The sequence below is a fragment of the Ellagibacter isourolithinifaciens genome (genome assembly GCF_008831035.1).
Lineage (GTDB): Bacteria > Actinomycetota > Coriobacteriia > Coriobacteriales > Eggerthellaceae > Ellagibacter > Ellagibacter isourolithinifaciens.
In genome coordinates this window covers 25,307-38,076 of the sequence record NZ_WAJR01000001.1, presented here as the reverse complement: position 1 = coordinate 38,076, position 12,770 = coordinate 25,307, and the positions used below count along the sequence as shown (strand labels likewise).

The 12,770-nt window shown below is 62.5% G+C and carries 12 protein-coding genes; 5 read left to right on the top strand and 7 right to left on the bottom strand.

Annotated features, from left to right (window positions below):
• Window positions 1–5 precede the first annotated feature (5 nt).
• From F8C90_RS00175 to F8C90_RS00160, 4 genes are all read left to right on the top strand, one after another.
• Complete coding sequence (locus F8C90_RS00175; RefSeq protein WP_158048429.1) at window positions 6–917, top strand: lipoprotein intramolecular transacylase Lit; 912 nt, start codon at window positions 6–8, stop codon at window positions 915–917.
• A gap of 126 nt (window positions 918–1,043) precedes the next feature.
• On the top strand, window positions 1,044–2,591 hold the full coding sequence (gene gltX / locus F8C90_RS00170) for a glutamate--tRNA ligase (protein WP_158048428.1): 1,548 nt from the start codon (window positions 1,044–1,046) through the stop codon (window positions 2,589–2,591).
• Window positions 2,578–3,720 (top strand): 4Fe-4S binding protein, encoded by a 1,143-nt coding sequence (locus F8C90_RS00165; protein ID WP_158048427.1) that lies wholly within the window; start codon window positions 2,578–2,580, stop codon window positions 3,718–3,720. The genes gltX and F8C90_RS00165 overlap by 14 nt, the downstream gene beginning before the upstream one ends.
• Window positions 3,721–3,739: 19 nt before the next feature.
• Window positions 3,740–4,141 carry a PaaI family thioesterase gene (locus tag F8C90_RS00160; protein ID WP_158048608.1) on the top strand — a complete coding sequence of 134 codons (402 nt, stop codon included), beginning with the start codon at window positions 3,740–3,742 and terminating at the stop codon, window positions 4,139–4,141.
• Here F8C90_RS00160 and F8C90_RS00155 read toward each other — a convergent pair.
• Together F8C90_RS00155 and mfd are read right to left on the bottom strand one after the other, a co-directional pair.
• The gene (locus tag F8C90_RS00155) at window positions 4,125–5,069 is read right to left on the bottom strand and encodes a DMT family transporter (RefSeq protein ID WP_158048426.1); all 945 of its coding nucleotides are present in this window, start codon (window positions 5,067–5,069) and stop codon (window positions 4,125–4,127) included. The genes F8C90_RS00160 and F8C90_RS00155 overlap by 17 nt on opposite strands.
• Window positions 5,053–8,592, bottom strand: a complete 3,540-nt coding sequence (gene mfd, locus F8C90_RS00150; RefSeq protein WP_158048425.1) for a transcription-repair coupling factor — start codon at window positions 8,590–8,592, stop codon at window positions 5,053–5,055. The genes F8C90_RS00155 and mfd overlap by 17 nt, the downstream gene beginning before the upstream one ends.
• Window positions 8,593–8,902: 310 nt before the next feature.
• On the opposite strand from mfd, the gene nth reads away from it, so the two are divergent.
• Window positions 8,903–9,565, top strand: coding sequence for an endonuclease III (gene nth / locus F8C90_RS00145; protein ID WP_158048424.1), 663 nt, complete (start codon window positions 8,903–8,905; stop codon window positions 9,563–9,565).
• 42 nt (window positions 9,566–9,607) lie between these two features.
• Here nth and F8C90_RS00140 read toward each other — a convergent pair whose 3' ends face one another.
• The 5 genes from F8C90_RS00140 to F8C90_RS00120 all read right to left on the bottom strand — a co-directional run bounded on the left by F8C90_RS00140 (window position 9,608) and on the right by F8C90_RS00120 (window position 12,769).
• Window positions 9,608–10,399 (bottom strand): VTT domain-containing protein, encoded by a 792-nt coding sequence (locus tag F8C90_RS00140; RefSeq protein ID WP_158048423.1) that lies wholly within the window; start codon window positions 10,397–10,399, stop codon window positions 9,608–9,610.
• 19 nt (window positions 10,400–10,418) lie between these two features.
• Window positions 10,419–10,934, bottom strand: coding sequence for a rhodanese-like domain-containing protein (locus F8C90_RS00135; protein ID WP_158048422.1), 516 nt, complete (start codon window positions 10,932–10,934; stop codon window positions 10,419–10,421).
• A gap of 25 nt (window positions 10,935–10,959) precedes the next feature.
• Complete coding sequence (locus tag F8C90_RS00130; protein ID WP_158048421.1) at window positions 10,960–11,469, bottom strand: hydrogenase maturation protease; 510 nt, start codon at window positions 11,467–11,469, stop codon at window positions 10,960–10,962.
• Window positions 11,470–11,473: 4 nt separating this feature from the next.
• Window positions 11,474–11,905 carry a viscotoxin-A3 gene (locus F8C90_RS00125; protein WP_158048420.1) on the bottom strand — a complete coding sequence of 144 codons (432 nt, stop codon included), beginning with the start codon at window positions 11,903–11,905 and terminating at the stop codon, window positions 11,474–11,476.
• Between the two features lie 165 nt (window positions 11,906–12,070).
• Window positions 12,071–12,769, bottom strand: a complete 699-nt coding sequence (locus F8C90_RS00120) for a cytochrome b/b6 domain-containing protein (protein ID WP_158048419.1) — start codon at window positions 12,767–12,769, stop codon at window positions 12,071–12,073.
• Between the last annotated feature and the right edge of the window lies 1 nt (window position 12,770).

The window sequence follows — 12,770 nt, the reverse complement described above, 5'->3', positions numbered from 1 at the left end:
CTCGCATGGGCTTGGGAAACCGCATCGTGTCGGTGGTGTGCGCGATCTGCCTTGCGACAAGCTTCGTTGCTGCCGGGTTCGTCGCTGTCGCCGTCCCCGACGACGCGACGGCTTCGCTTGCCGATGCATATGCCGGGACCACCAACCCGACGACGCCGTTTTCGCACGAGGAGCTTTGCGACATGGCGCTCGCGGGAAAGCGCTATACCTTTGATAAAAACGACAGATTCGCCCTCAACCAGGCCATTTACGATATCAACGCGCAAGCGGAAGCCGACGGGCGCGCACACCGCGGCTCGCTTGACACCGCCTTGTGGGACGAGATGGCAGCGCGAGACAAGGTGAGCGGAGCCGACGCGGCAAACGCTGCTTCGACCTCGCTGTTCTTCGGCCTCGCGAACACGTTCGGGGGATCCTACGACGAGGCCGACGACCTGGCGCGCATGCGCACGCTGCAGCCGAGCAGCGAGAACGTGGACATGCTGCTCGCGCAGGCGTCCGACACCTACGTGCTCGACCCCGAGGCGATCGAACACCTTGACGACGTATTCGGCGTTCTTGCGACAGCCGAACCCGTCGTGCTGGGCGTGTTCATCGCGGCCGCGCTCACCGCCGTGGGCGTCGGGTGCGCGAGCGGAAGAAGAACGCTCGGGACGGTCTTGCTCTGCGCGGGTTTGGGAACGATTGCGATTTTCGCCATCTTGGGAATATGGGCCGCTATCGACTTCGAAGGGCTGTTCGCCGTGTTCCACAGCTTGTTCTTTGCGCAGGGCAGCTGGGTGTTCAGCGCCGACTCGCTGCTCATCACCATGTACCCCGAGCCCTTCTGGATCGGCATGGGAGCAATCTGGCTTGCCACGACGATCGCCGTGAGCGCCGTTTCGGCAATCGCGGGCTTCGCGCTGCGCCACGCCTAGCTTCGCGCCACCTTCGCCGAGATCCCGACGTAGATTGTCGCAATACGGTGCAATCCCCGCCATCAGGCGCGAAAGCGAGTATCATATGCAGGTTGAAACGACTTCCAAAAGACGAAAGAGGAATCCGTGACTGACAAACCCGTACGCGTACGCTTCGCACCCTCGCCCACGGGGCGTCTGCATGTCGGCGGCGCGCGCACCGCAATCTATAACTGGGCATTCGCCCGCGCGATGGGCGGCACCTTCATCCTGCGCATCGAGGACACCGACCCCGAACGCTCGACCGAAGAGAACGTCCAGGTCATCCTGAACGCCATGAAGTGGCTCAACCTCGACTGGGACGAAGGTCCTGAAGTCGGCGGCGACGCGGGCCCTTACTTCCAGACCCAGCGCTTCGACACCTACAAGACCGCGCTCGAGCGTCTGAAGAACCGCGGGGCGGTCTACCCCTGCTTCTGCTCGAAAGAACTGCTCGACCAGAAGCGCGCGAAGGCGGAAGCGGAGGAAGGCGGCTACGCGGGATACGATCGCACGTGCCGCGACATCGACCCCGCCGAGGCGCAGCGCCGCATCGACGCAGGCGAACCGCATGTTTGGCGCCTGAAGGTGCCGCTTGACCACGGCCCCATCGAGTTTGACGACGCCGTGTACGGACACGTCTCCTTCCCCGCCGACGTTATGGACGACATGATCGTCGTGCGAACCGACGGAACGCCCACCTACAACTTCGCGGTCGTATGCGACGACGCGAACATGGGAATCACGCACGTTATCCGCGGCGACGACCACCTCTCGAACACCCCGCGCCAGATCCTCATCTACGAGGCGCTCGGCTACGACGTGCCCACCTTCGCGCACCTGTCGATGATCTTAGGCCCCGACGGGAAGAAGCTCTCCAAGCGCCACGGCGCTGCGAGCGTCGAGGAGTTCCGCGACCGCGGCTTCCTGCCCGACGCGATGGTGAACTTCCTGGCCCTTCTCGGTTGGTCGCTCGATGGAGAAACGACGCTCATCAGCCGCGATGTGCTGTGCAGCGAGTTCTCGCTCGACCGCATCACGAAAAAGGACGCCGTGTTCGACGAAACGAAGCTCGAGTGGATGAACGGCCAGTACATCAAGGAGATGAGCGCCGGGGACTGGATTGACGCGAGCGTTCCTTGGCTTGCGCGCGCCCGCGCGGGCGTTGCCGCCGATGCCGAGATCTCCGAGGAGGAAATCCGCGAGACTGCGGCGGACATCGCGAACCGCCCCGAGTTTTACGAGAAGCTCTATCCGCTCGTTGCCGAGCGTGAGACGCGCCTTGTCGACGCTGCCGACAAGCTGGCATACATGTTCTGGGGCCCCCGCGTTGAGGCGCTCGACGAGAAGAGCGTGAAGAAGGTGCTTCTGAAGGAAGGCGCGCGCGCCGACGAGGCGCTTGCAGCCTGTCGCGCCATCCTGGCCGACGAGAGCCGCGCATGGGAAGCGGGAACTCTCGAGGCCGCATGCCGCGAGCTCGGCGAGGAAGACGCGCTCAACATGAAGCTCAAGCTCGTGCTGCAGCCGCTGCGCGTGGCCGTCTGCGGCAACATGGTCTCCCCGCCGCTGTTCGAGTCGATCGAGCTTTTGCCTCGCGAGGACGTGATCGCGCGCATCGACCAGGTCACCGCCGAGGTTTTCGGTGGGAACGAATAGCGACACCGAACAGGGCGCTCGCGACGCACAATCCGCCGCGAGCGCCCCTTCTACCTTGCGCGTCGCCTTGGGCGCTCCGCGCAAGGTGCTCTTCCTGCGCGATTTCTGCACGCGCCCTCAAGGCTCCAGCTGCATGAAGTGCATCGAGGCATGCCCGAAGGGGGCTATCGCCATCGCGAACGCCTCCGCTGCCGTCGATGCGCACGCCTGCACCAAATGCGGGATATGCGTTGGTGCGTGCGACGGGTTCGCGATTCCCGGCGCCTCAATCGAGGCGGTGTTCTCGCAGATGCGCAAAATCGCGCTCATGGGCGAGAAGGTCATCCTGACGTGCTCGTACCTGCTCCCTTCCAGCTTTACCCCAGCGGACAATGTGATCGTGCTACCATGCCTTGCGATGCTGCCGCCCGAGCTTTGGACCTGCGCGCTCGCGCTTGGCATCGACCTTGCCGTCGCCGTCATCTTCGAGGAATGCGAGGCATGCAAGCGCACTAACTCTCAGGGACTTGAGCGCTTTTCCCGTGCAATCGAGCAAGCAGAAGACGCCACCGAGTGCACCGTGGCGTTCACCGGCGACGTTCCCGAAGCACAGGTCGCCCTGACGCTCATGCAAACGCTTGGCGACGCATCGGGCAAGGACCGCCGCGAAGCGCTTCTCGACTTGAAGGACCAGGCGGAAGACATCGCCTCGGGCGCATACCGCATGAAGCGCAACGAATCGCTGCGCGCCTTCCACGAGCAGCGCGACCACATGCTCGCCGACGAGCGCATCGGGGGCGCGGTCGGGACCCCCGAGCAAAACGCATACGCCGAGGGGGGCATGACGCGATGCACGCTCTCACCTCGCCAGCGGATGCTGCTCGAAGCGGCGGACGTCTCCGACGCCGTCGCCGTGCGCAAGCGCGTGATGCTCTCCGCCACCGACGCCTCTCTTTGCGACAACAGCCTCGCCTGCGCGAAATCGTGCCCCACAGGCGCCCGCAGACCAAGCCCCACGGATGGGCAACTCGTCTTCGAAGCGCGCCTGTGTATCGGCTGCGGGCTGTGCACAAACGCCTGCCCCCAAGGCGCCGCAAGCCTTCGCGAGGCATATGCCGGCGAGCTGCTCCCCCAACCTGACGACGAATAACAAAGAGAAGAAGGCGAAAATGCTCTCGGACAATCCAACACTTGAAGAGGTGGCGAGCTATTTCGCGAACGACCAGTTCGCCACGCGCGCGGCAGGCTGCACCGTCGTCGAAGCGAGTCGCGGACACGCGGTCTGCGAGATGAAGCTCACCGAAATCCACCGCAACGCAACGGGGAACGTGATGGGCGGCGCCATCTTCACGCTCGCCGACTTCGCGCTCGCCATCGCCTGCAACATCGGTGAGTCCCCGAGCGTATCGGTGAGCAACACCATCGAGTACTTCTCGGCAACAAAGGGCGAAAAGCTCATCGCTACCTGCGATGTCGATAAATCGGGCCGCCGTCTGGGGTTCTACACTGTAGAAATCACCGACGACACGGGGCGGCGCATCGCGAAGATGTGCGCTACCTGCGCGCGGTAGACTTTTCCTTCCCGCCCGCTACGGAGACGAACAGGATCATCGACACCATGAGCAAAAAGCCGGCCCAGTCGAAGCCGGTGAACGAAGTCCCGAGCCACAGCGCGGCGAACACCGTCGCACTCACCGGCTCCATGGCGCCGAGCAGGCTGCCCGTCACGGGACCCACGAGCGCGACGCCGTGCAGATACAGCGTGAAAGCCGCGAACGTTCCCAAAACGGCGATGGCGGCAAGGACAAGCCATCCCGTCGCATCGAGGGCAGGCATGACGACGGCACCGCCCCACGCGGCAGGCGCCGCCCACGCGATTCCCGCGGCAACGCCCCCGATAGCCATACCGATGCCCGTCGTCGGCAGCGTTCCCCACACGAACATAAGGCGCTTGGGATACATGATGTAGATCGCAACGGTAAGGCTGTTGACAAGCCCCCATGCAAGCCCCGCAGCAGGAAGCGCAAGGCTCGACGGGTCGCCTTGCGTTGCAATAAGGAAGGTTGCGGCCAGGGCAAGCACAAGCCCTAGCGCCTCTCCTACGCGTGGAGGCTTCTTTGCGAGCGCGCACGCGGCAAGCATGACCCACACCGTACCGAGCGATTGCAGCACTGTGGCTGTACCGGCATTGGTGCAGCCAATCGAGGCGATGTAGGAAAACTGGCAGGCGAAGAGCCCGAAGACGCCGAAGATGACGAGGTGCCGAAACGAGGCTCTATCGCGCAGCATCGCAACAAGGCGCTCGCGGCGCGTCGCAAGCAGCAACACCAAGAACAGCGCACCCGAGCCGAGCATGCGGGCCGCGGTGATGAAGGAGGCGTCGATGTCGTAGTGCGCGAACAGGTACTGCGAGCACGCACCCGAGAAGCCCCAGAGCGCACCGCCCGCGAGCGCGCACACCACGCCAAAGAGAAAGCGCTCTCTACTCCCCTTCCCCACCGCTGAGCTCCTTTAAGAAATCGAGGACCGCGCCGAAGAGCGCATCGCCTTCTTCAACTTTGAAATACCTAGTGGGAAGCGTGAGCTTGCGTTTCTCCGCAAGATAGCGGCCACCCGCTCGGCGAATCGGCACCATCTTGTCTCGCGGCACGGTGACCGGCTCGACGATGAGCTTTCCGCCGGCAACCGTCACTGTACTCATATGATGCTCGTTCGCAAACGCCTTCACGCGCGCCTTCGCGAACAAGTTCCTTGCCGCAGCGGGCATCTCCGGCCGCTTGGCGAGCATGTCCTGCTCGATGGCCTCGACGTCCTCCATCGTCGCCGCCGACGCGATCTTTCGGTACCACAGCACGCGCTCATCGGTATCGGGGACATATTCTTCCGGCAGGTAGGTGTGGCCCGGCAGGTTCACGGTGATGTCGGAAAGCGCAGGCGGAAGCCCGTCGGCGGCGCCCGCGTCGCCCTCGCGCGTGGCGGCAACCGCTTGCTCGAGCATTTGCGCGAACAGGTCGAAGCCGACCGCGCTCATGTTGCCCGACTGCTCGGCGCCGAGCAGGCTTCCCGCGCCGCGAATCTCGAGGTCGCGCATAGCGATGCGCATGCCGCTGCCGAGCTCGGTGTGCTCGTCGAGCGCGGTCAGGCGCGCTTCGGCCTCCTCGGTCAGGTTCACGTTGTCGGGGAACATGAAGTATGCGTAGGCCTGGACCGATGAGCGCCCGACGCGCCCCTTCAGCTGATACATCTGTGCCAAGCCGAGGCGCTGGGAATCCTCGATTACAAGCGTGTTCGTGTGAGGATTGTCGATGCCACTCTCGATAATGGTAGTCGCCACGAGCACATCGAGCTCGCCTGCGCTGAAGTCCTCCATCACGCGCTCGAGCTCTTCGCGCGACATCTGCCCGTGCGCGATGCCGACGCGCGCCTCGCCCGCCGCTGCCTGCACGCGTGCCACGGCGTCCTCGATCGAATGGACGCGGTTGCTCACATAGTACACCTGTCCACCGCGCGCAAGCTCGCGCCTGATAGCGCCGGAGACGATGTCGGGATCCCATTCCCCCACATGCACCTCAACCGGCCTGCGATCACCCGGCGGCGTCAAAATCAGGCTCATATCGCGCACGCCCGACAGCGACATTTGCATGGTGCGCGGAATCGGCGTCGCCGAGAGCGTCAGCACGTCAATCGACTCGCGCAGGTTTTTCATCTGCTCCTTGTGGCCCACGCCGAAGCGCTGCTCCTCGTCGATGATCACCAGCCCCAGGTCATAGGGGTTCACATCGCGCGAGAGGAGCCGATGCGTGCCGACGAGCACCGACACGCTGCCGTCGGCGAACCCCGCCAGCGCCCGCGATTGCTCAGCCGGCGTACGGAAACGCGAGAGCACCTCGACCGTCACGCCGAAGGGCGCGAAGCGATCGTGGAAGTTCGCGAAATGCTGTTGCGCTAGGATTGTTGTCGGGCAGAGGACCATGACCTGCTTGCCGTCCTGCGTCGCCTTGAAGGCTGCGCGCAAGGCGACCTCCGTCTTCCCGAAACCGACGTCGCCGCAGATGAGACGGTCCATCGGGCGAGAGCTTTGCATGTCTACCTTCACATCGGCGATGGCCGCGAGCTGGTCGGGCGTCTCCTCGTAGGGGAACGACTCCTCCATCTCGCGCTGCGCTGCGGTATCCGGGCCGAAGCTGAAGCCCTGCGTCGCCGCGCGGCGCGCGTACACGTCGACCAAATCGAACGCGAGCTTTTTGGTCGCCTTGCGCGCCTTTGCCGTCGCACGCGACCAATCCGACGTGTTCAGCCTAGTGAGGCGCGGGCTTGCCCCTTCGGGACCCACGTAGCGCGTCACGCGGTCAAGCTGCTCGACCGGAACGAACAGCTTATCACCTTCCGCATACTTCAAAAGCAGATAGTCGCGCGCCGTGCCGTCGATCTCGCGCCTTACAAGGTCCTCGAAGAAGGCGACGCCGTGGGCAGCGTGGACAACGTAGTCGCCCGGCTTATAGGGGAAAGTCACCTCCGTGATGTCGGTCCGCCTGCGGGCGCGGGCCGTCGACTGGGTGCCCTGGGTGTCTGAGAGCGCCACGATCGCGAGCTTCGCCTTCGGGAAGATCATTCCCAAGGGGACGTCGATATCGACAACATTAACGACTGACCTGCGAAGACGACGCTTCGCCGACCCGTCACCCGAAAGGCCGTCCGACTCCGAGAAGTTCGCGTCGAGCGCCTCCTGGAAAGCAATGCCGCTATCGACGAGCGCGAGCTCGATGTCGTGGCGCGCGCGTGGCTCCGGCGCGCAAAGGGCCACCGTGTTGCCCCCCTCGACGAGGCTCACCAAGCGACCGAACAGCTTGTCGGGATGCCCGGCGACTTCGACCCGCTTCACGGGAAGCTCGACGTCAATCGTGCCGCCGACGCGCATGATCGACACGTACGTCGCGCGAACGCCCCTGCCGAAGTCGAGCGCGGTCGGCCCGGCGTAGAGCCCCGCCGCGGGAATCTTCGTCCCCTTCGCGCGCGCCTCTATTTCCTCGTAGGCGTGCGTCGCATCGTCGAAAAGCGAGCGCGGCTCGATAAGGCACGTCATCGTATCGGGGCCCGCCCATGCACCGAGCGTCACCGGCTTATCGTAAAGATACGGGAGCAGCGCGTCGGCACCCTCGAAGCGAAGCCCGCCATCGAGCTTCTCGAGCATGTCGCGCAAAACCGCGTTCGATTTGGCAGGCGCTGCGATCTTCTTGCGCGCACGGGCAATCGTCTCCGCTGAACAGGAGTACTCTCGCACAGGATATATCTCGACGCGCGAAAGTGGGGAGATGGTCTGCCCCGTCGAGGGGACGATGCGCCTGATCTCGTCCACTTCGTCTCCGAATAAATCGATGCGCACGGGGTACGTGAGGTTACCAGGGAAGACGTCGATCGTGCCTCCATGCACGGCGAAGGTGCCCGGCCCGTCGAGCTCGCCGGTGTTCGCGTAGCCGCGATCCTCGAGCGCGCGGGCCACGTCCTCGAAAGCCTCGACGCAGCAGCGCTCGCGCATCGCGCTTGGAAGCGCCGCCTCACCTTCCCGCGCCGTATCGGCAAGTTCAACCCCTGCCTCGAACACGAGGGGCGCCGCCACAAGGCTGTCTTTCGGCGGCATCATCCTGATAAGCGCACGGGCGCTCGCCACGACGACGCATGGCCTGCTGCATGCAAGCGAGAAGGCGGCCTCCATACGGCGGGCGACCTTGCGGGCATCGGGCGTTTTCGGGGAAAAGGGGGTATCGGAGCGCTCGGGGAACAGCAGCACGCGGTCTTCCCCCAAATACGCTGCCATATTGCGAGCAAAGGCAATAGCGGCATCCTCACCTGCGACGACAACGAGCGTCGGGCGTGGTGTGCGGGAGAACTGAGCGCTCGCGAGGAAGGGACGCGCAGATGACGCGACTCCGAGCGTCGCATCGGTTCCCGCATCGAGCTTTCCCCAAAAGTCATCTAACGCGCCCGATTTCTCGAGCACGAACGTCAGCGAATCGATGAGCATGCGCGTCCTTCCAAGCATCTGCGGGGCGAAACAGCCCGCAGACAGCACAAAGAGCCGCATCGCGCACCTTTATGATGGGAAACGCGAATACGGCTTCAGTTTTGATATTGTTCCCAACAGGGAGTTTTCCAAGAGCAAGTGTATCACAGCGGGCCTTCGCACCCCAACCGCCCATGCCCGCATCTCCCAAACCATCACGATGATTCAAAAAAGTACACGCTTCGTGCCAGAATTCGGGTTCAGGCGTGCACTCATTCCCTCGAGCCCCGAAGAAGCCGCTATACTTTCAGCGGAGAGGAAAGGATGAACCATGCCCCGTGAGACCGTCGCCGCGAAACGCGAGCGAGCCATCGAGATCGCCCGCCGAATGAATGAGCGCTACCCCAAGGCGGAATGCGCTCTGCATTACGATGGCGAACCATTTCGACTGGTCATCGCCGTGTTACTTTCCGCGCAAACGACCGACAAAGGCGTGAACAAGGTGACGCCCGCGCTCTGGAAGCGCTACCCCACCCCTGCCGACCTTGCGTCGGCCGACGTCACCGACGTCGAAGAGATCATCCGCGCCATCGGCTTCTATCGCACGAAGGCCGCGAATTGCGTAAAGTGCGCCCAACTGGTGGTCTCAGAGTACGGTGGAGAAGTCCCGCGGGATATCGACGAGCTGCAAAAGCTTCCCGGCGTGGGAAGGAAAACCGCGAATGTCGTGCTCAACGAGGCATTCGGAATCGTCGAAGGCATCGCCGTGGACACGCACGTCTTTCGGATCGCGCACAAGCTGAAACTCGTCGGCCCCTCGGCCGACACGCCCGCGAAAACGGAAACCGCCCTGCTCAAGCTCTACCCGCGCGACTTATGGGGGCCGATCAACCATCAATGGGTGCTCTTCGGGCGTGAAACGTGCATCGCGCGGCGGCCAAAATGCGAGGAGTGCTTCCTTGCCGACCTGTGCCCGAGCTGCGGCAAGAAATAACGATTGGAGCCGCCCGCGAGCGAAGACTCCCCCCGCAAGCACTTACCGAACGTTGCCGTACGCGAGGACAAGCTCCTCGGGCGACGCCCCCTTCACATAACGCGAGCGGAGGCGCGCCATGTTTACCCACACCCGAAGGCGATTGACCTCCCCATCGGGAAAACGCCGCGCCGACGTGCGGATGCGATGCTTTGTCATACCAAGCGGCTCGCCGAGGCGCTTCAGGTTCAAGGCGAATTGGAAATCCTCCATAAGCGGCACATCGGGAAACATCCCTGCCTTAAAGAATAGGTCCCTCTCGATAAAGAGACCCTGATCGCCATACGAGATATGGCGGAACCTCACCCGCAGGTTCGACATCGCCTGGCAGAGTATGAGCACCGGCGCCGCGTCTGCCCCCTCCTTGCCGCGTGATGCATGCTCGCGGTAGAGCTGCCGCGCCAAAACAGCGAGCGCCGCGAGCGCAAAGAGAATAAGCAGGGCTGTGACCAGCATCTTTGTACCACCAGTGAGCATACCGCCCACATAGGAGTACACAATCGTCGCCGGAAGCTGTCCAATACCCGTCGCGACCATGAAGCCCTTGAAAGGCATCGAAGTCAAACCCGCAAAGTAGCTCACGAAATCGAACGAGACGAACGGGAGGAGACGCGCGATGAGCACGCATTGGTCTCCATGCCGCTCGAAAAACCGCTCGATGGTCGCAAGTCCCGTTTTCGAGCACAGCTTCTCGACCGCTTCGCGCCCAAGCGACCGAGCAATCCAAAAGCAGGCCGCCACGACGACGACCGCGATGGCGATTCGCGATACCCAAGCGTTGCGCTTGGAAGCCATGTATTTCTACCTGGAGAAACTAGGCTTCAGTTGCGCCGGTCCAAGCCTTCATGCCGCCCTCGAGGGTGAACACGTTGTCCATGTTCGCGCCGATGACGGAAAGCACATTGGTTCCGGCCTGGGCATAGGTCTTGCCGGAGTAGCAGATGAGCACAAGCTTCTTGTCCGCGCCGCTCTCGGAACCGGTAGCGTCCTTAAGGGCCGCCCTCATCGTGTCGACGCCGTTCTGGAAGTCGCCGCCCTTGCAAGCGTCAACGTCAGCCGCGATAGCGCCCTTGATGTGACCCGCCTTGTAGTCATCGGCCTTGCGCAGGTCGATGAACACGTAATCGGAGGAATCAAGATTAGCCTCGGCATCTGCCGGGGTGATGTACTTCATGGCGACGTCGGACTCGGGAGCCTTGATCTCGTCGGTGGCCTCAGCCTTCTGCTCGGTAGCGGCAGAATCGGACTTCTTCTCGGCGTTGTCGGAATTGCCCGAGCAACCAACGAGAACACCGCCCGCGAGGGCGAGAGAAATGAAATCATGCGACACTCAAATAACGCAAATCCAACCTGCGCTATTCGGAAGCAAACGGCCTCTTTTTCAGGTAGAAGCCGCGGCGATGCAACTCGGCGACGAGCGTTTCCACCAAAAGGGGGAGCGCCGAGCGCACAGGCTCGGTCAAATCCATCGCATACTCGGAAGGGGACATGTTGGCAACCTGCATCCCCAGGCAATAGCCTTCGGCCTCGTACCCAAGAAGCGACGCAGCGTCAAAAAGGTCGACGAGCTTCAAATCGTGCAGCGAGGCCATCGCCCCGGAATGCCTGGCCATGGCGTCGGGCGAGAAGCGGTACACCGTGCCCGGGGCATCGCCCGTGCCATCAACCGCATCGACCGTGATGATCACGTCGTAGCTCTCCACGTAGGGAAGCATGTCCAGGCTCATGCAACCGACATCGAAAAGTCGCACGTTTTCAGGGACCTCGTAATCGTGCAGCACGGCATCGTACACAGCAGGCCCCACTCCCTCATCGAGCATAAGCCGGTTCCCCACGCAGAAAACGGCGGCTTTCTTCTCCCCCATACGCTTACGCCCCCAATCCCGGACGGATGACAAGATTGTAGTAGGTCGCGGCGGCAATCATCACGCAGCCGACGATGACGGAAACGACAGCCCAAATCCTCTGGCGCGAGAGATACTTCTCGCGCGAGACACCGCGCTCCGCCGCACGATGCGCCGCAAACGGCTGGCTCACGATGGAAAAGGCCACCGTAGCCGCAGTCAGAAGCACGAACACGATCACCGCGAACATAATGGAAAGCGCGCTTGGGGTCGCAAAAGCCGCGTAGAAGGCGTTGTCGGCGAAAAGCCAGATGGGGTAAAACAAAATGGCAGCCCACATACCGTGCGCCGGCCCCCAGATGGGCGGCAAGAAAAGCGCGCCAATGTTCACGCGCGGAACGCCCTTCAGGAACTTCTCTTCGCGGGCAATTTCCTCATCAGTGAGCTCACGTGCCATGACGACGCGCACCTCTCTCTACTCCGTCGGTTTCGAAACAATGGGATTGCGATGTGCAGCATATGCCGCGATGCACGCGCTTTCGAAAAGCGCGCGCATCGCCTGCAAGCTGCGAAGATAAAAGGAGCCCGCTTTTGACGGCGGGCTCCCTCACGTTGCAAACGCCTAGTGCTTCTCGGACTCGCCGAGGTCGTCCTCGCCCACGATGGTGTGGGTATCGGGGTCGTACACCAGTCCGCCATGCTCTTTCCAGAAGAACATGAGCTTGGTCGGGGCAATACCTTCGATGTTCGCCAGGTAAACATGGATGAACATGAAGATGATGAAGATGTACATCATGAAGTAGTGGATGATGCGCATCGACATAAGACCACCGACGAGGTTCGTACCGGCAGCGAAGAACGGCAGGTTCATCGTCGGCACCCACAGGCACATGCCGGTGTAGAACATCACGATGATGAGCACCGGAATGAACAGGTAGGAAATCTTCTGAGGAACGCCAAGCTTCGCTCCCAGCGGATGGTCCTTCTTCAGGAACAGGTAGTACTTGATCCAGATAAGGCCCTGATGGCGGTTATCCTTCTGCGGCAGCCAGGTCTTGTAGTCGGTGACCTGCTTGCGCGTGCCGCCCGTCGGCGCCGTCTTCACGAAGAACGCGGCGATGATGCGGAACACGCAGTTCAGGAAAATCACGAAGCCAAAGAACACGTGCATGCCGCGCGCCAGGCTCTCGAAATAGGGCCAGAACGGGAAATGGATGCAGAAACCGGTGACGATCAGGACGATCATCGCAATAAGGTTGATCCAGTGGGTGATGACGAAAACGAGAGGATGCGCCTCACGGTAGTGTGCAAGATGTGCCATC

What these genes read in the sequence shown, in the direction of transcription:
- F8C90_RS00175 (WP_158048429.1), top strand. Translation starts at nt 6, where the DNA reads ATGGGCTTGGGAAACCGCATCGTGTCGGTGGTGTGCGCGATCTGCCTT.
- F8C90_RS00160 (WP_158048608.1), top strand. Translation starts at nt 3,740, where the DNA reads ATGCTCTCGGACAATCCAACACTTGAAGAGGTGGCGAGCTATTTCGCG.
- mfd (WP_158048425.1), bottom strand. Translation starts at nt 8,592, where the DNA reads ATGCTCATCGATTCGCTGACGTTCGTGCTCGAGAAATCGGGCGCGTTA.
- nth (WP_158048424.1), top strand. Translation starts at nt 8,903, where the DNA reads ATGCCCCGTGAGACCGTCGCCGCGAAACGCGAGCGAGCCATCGAGATC.
- F8C90_RS00140 (WP_158048423.1), bottom strand. Translation starts at nt 10,399, where the DNA reads ATGGCTTCCAAGCGCAACGCTTGGGTATCGCGAATCGCCATCGCGGTC.
- F8C90_RS00130 (WP_158048421.1), bottom strand. Translation starts at nt 11,469, where the DNA reads ATGGGGGAGAAGAAAGCCGCCGTTTTCTGCGTGGGGAACCGGCTTATG.
- F8C90_RS00125 (WP_158048420.1), bottom strand. Translation starts at nt 11,905, where the DNA reads ATGGCACGTGAGCTCACTGATGAGGAAATTGCCCGCGAAGAGAAGTTC.
- F8C90_RS00120 (WP_158048419.1), bottom strand. Translation starts at nt 12,769, where the DNA reads ATGGCACATCTTGCACACTACCGTGAGGCGCATCCTCTCGTTTTCGTC.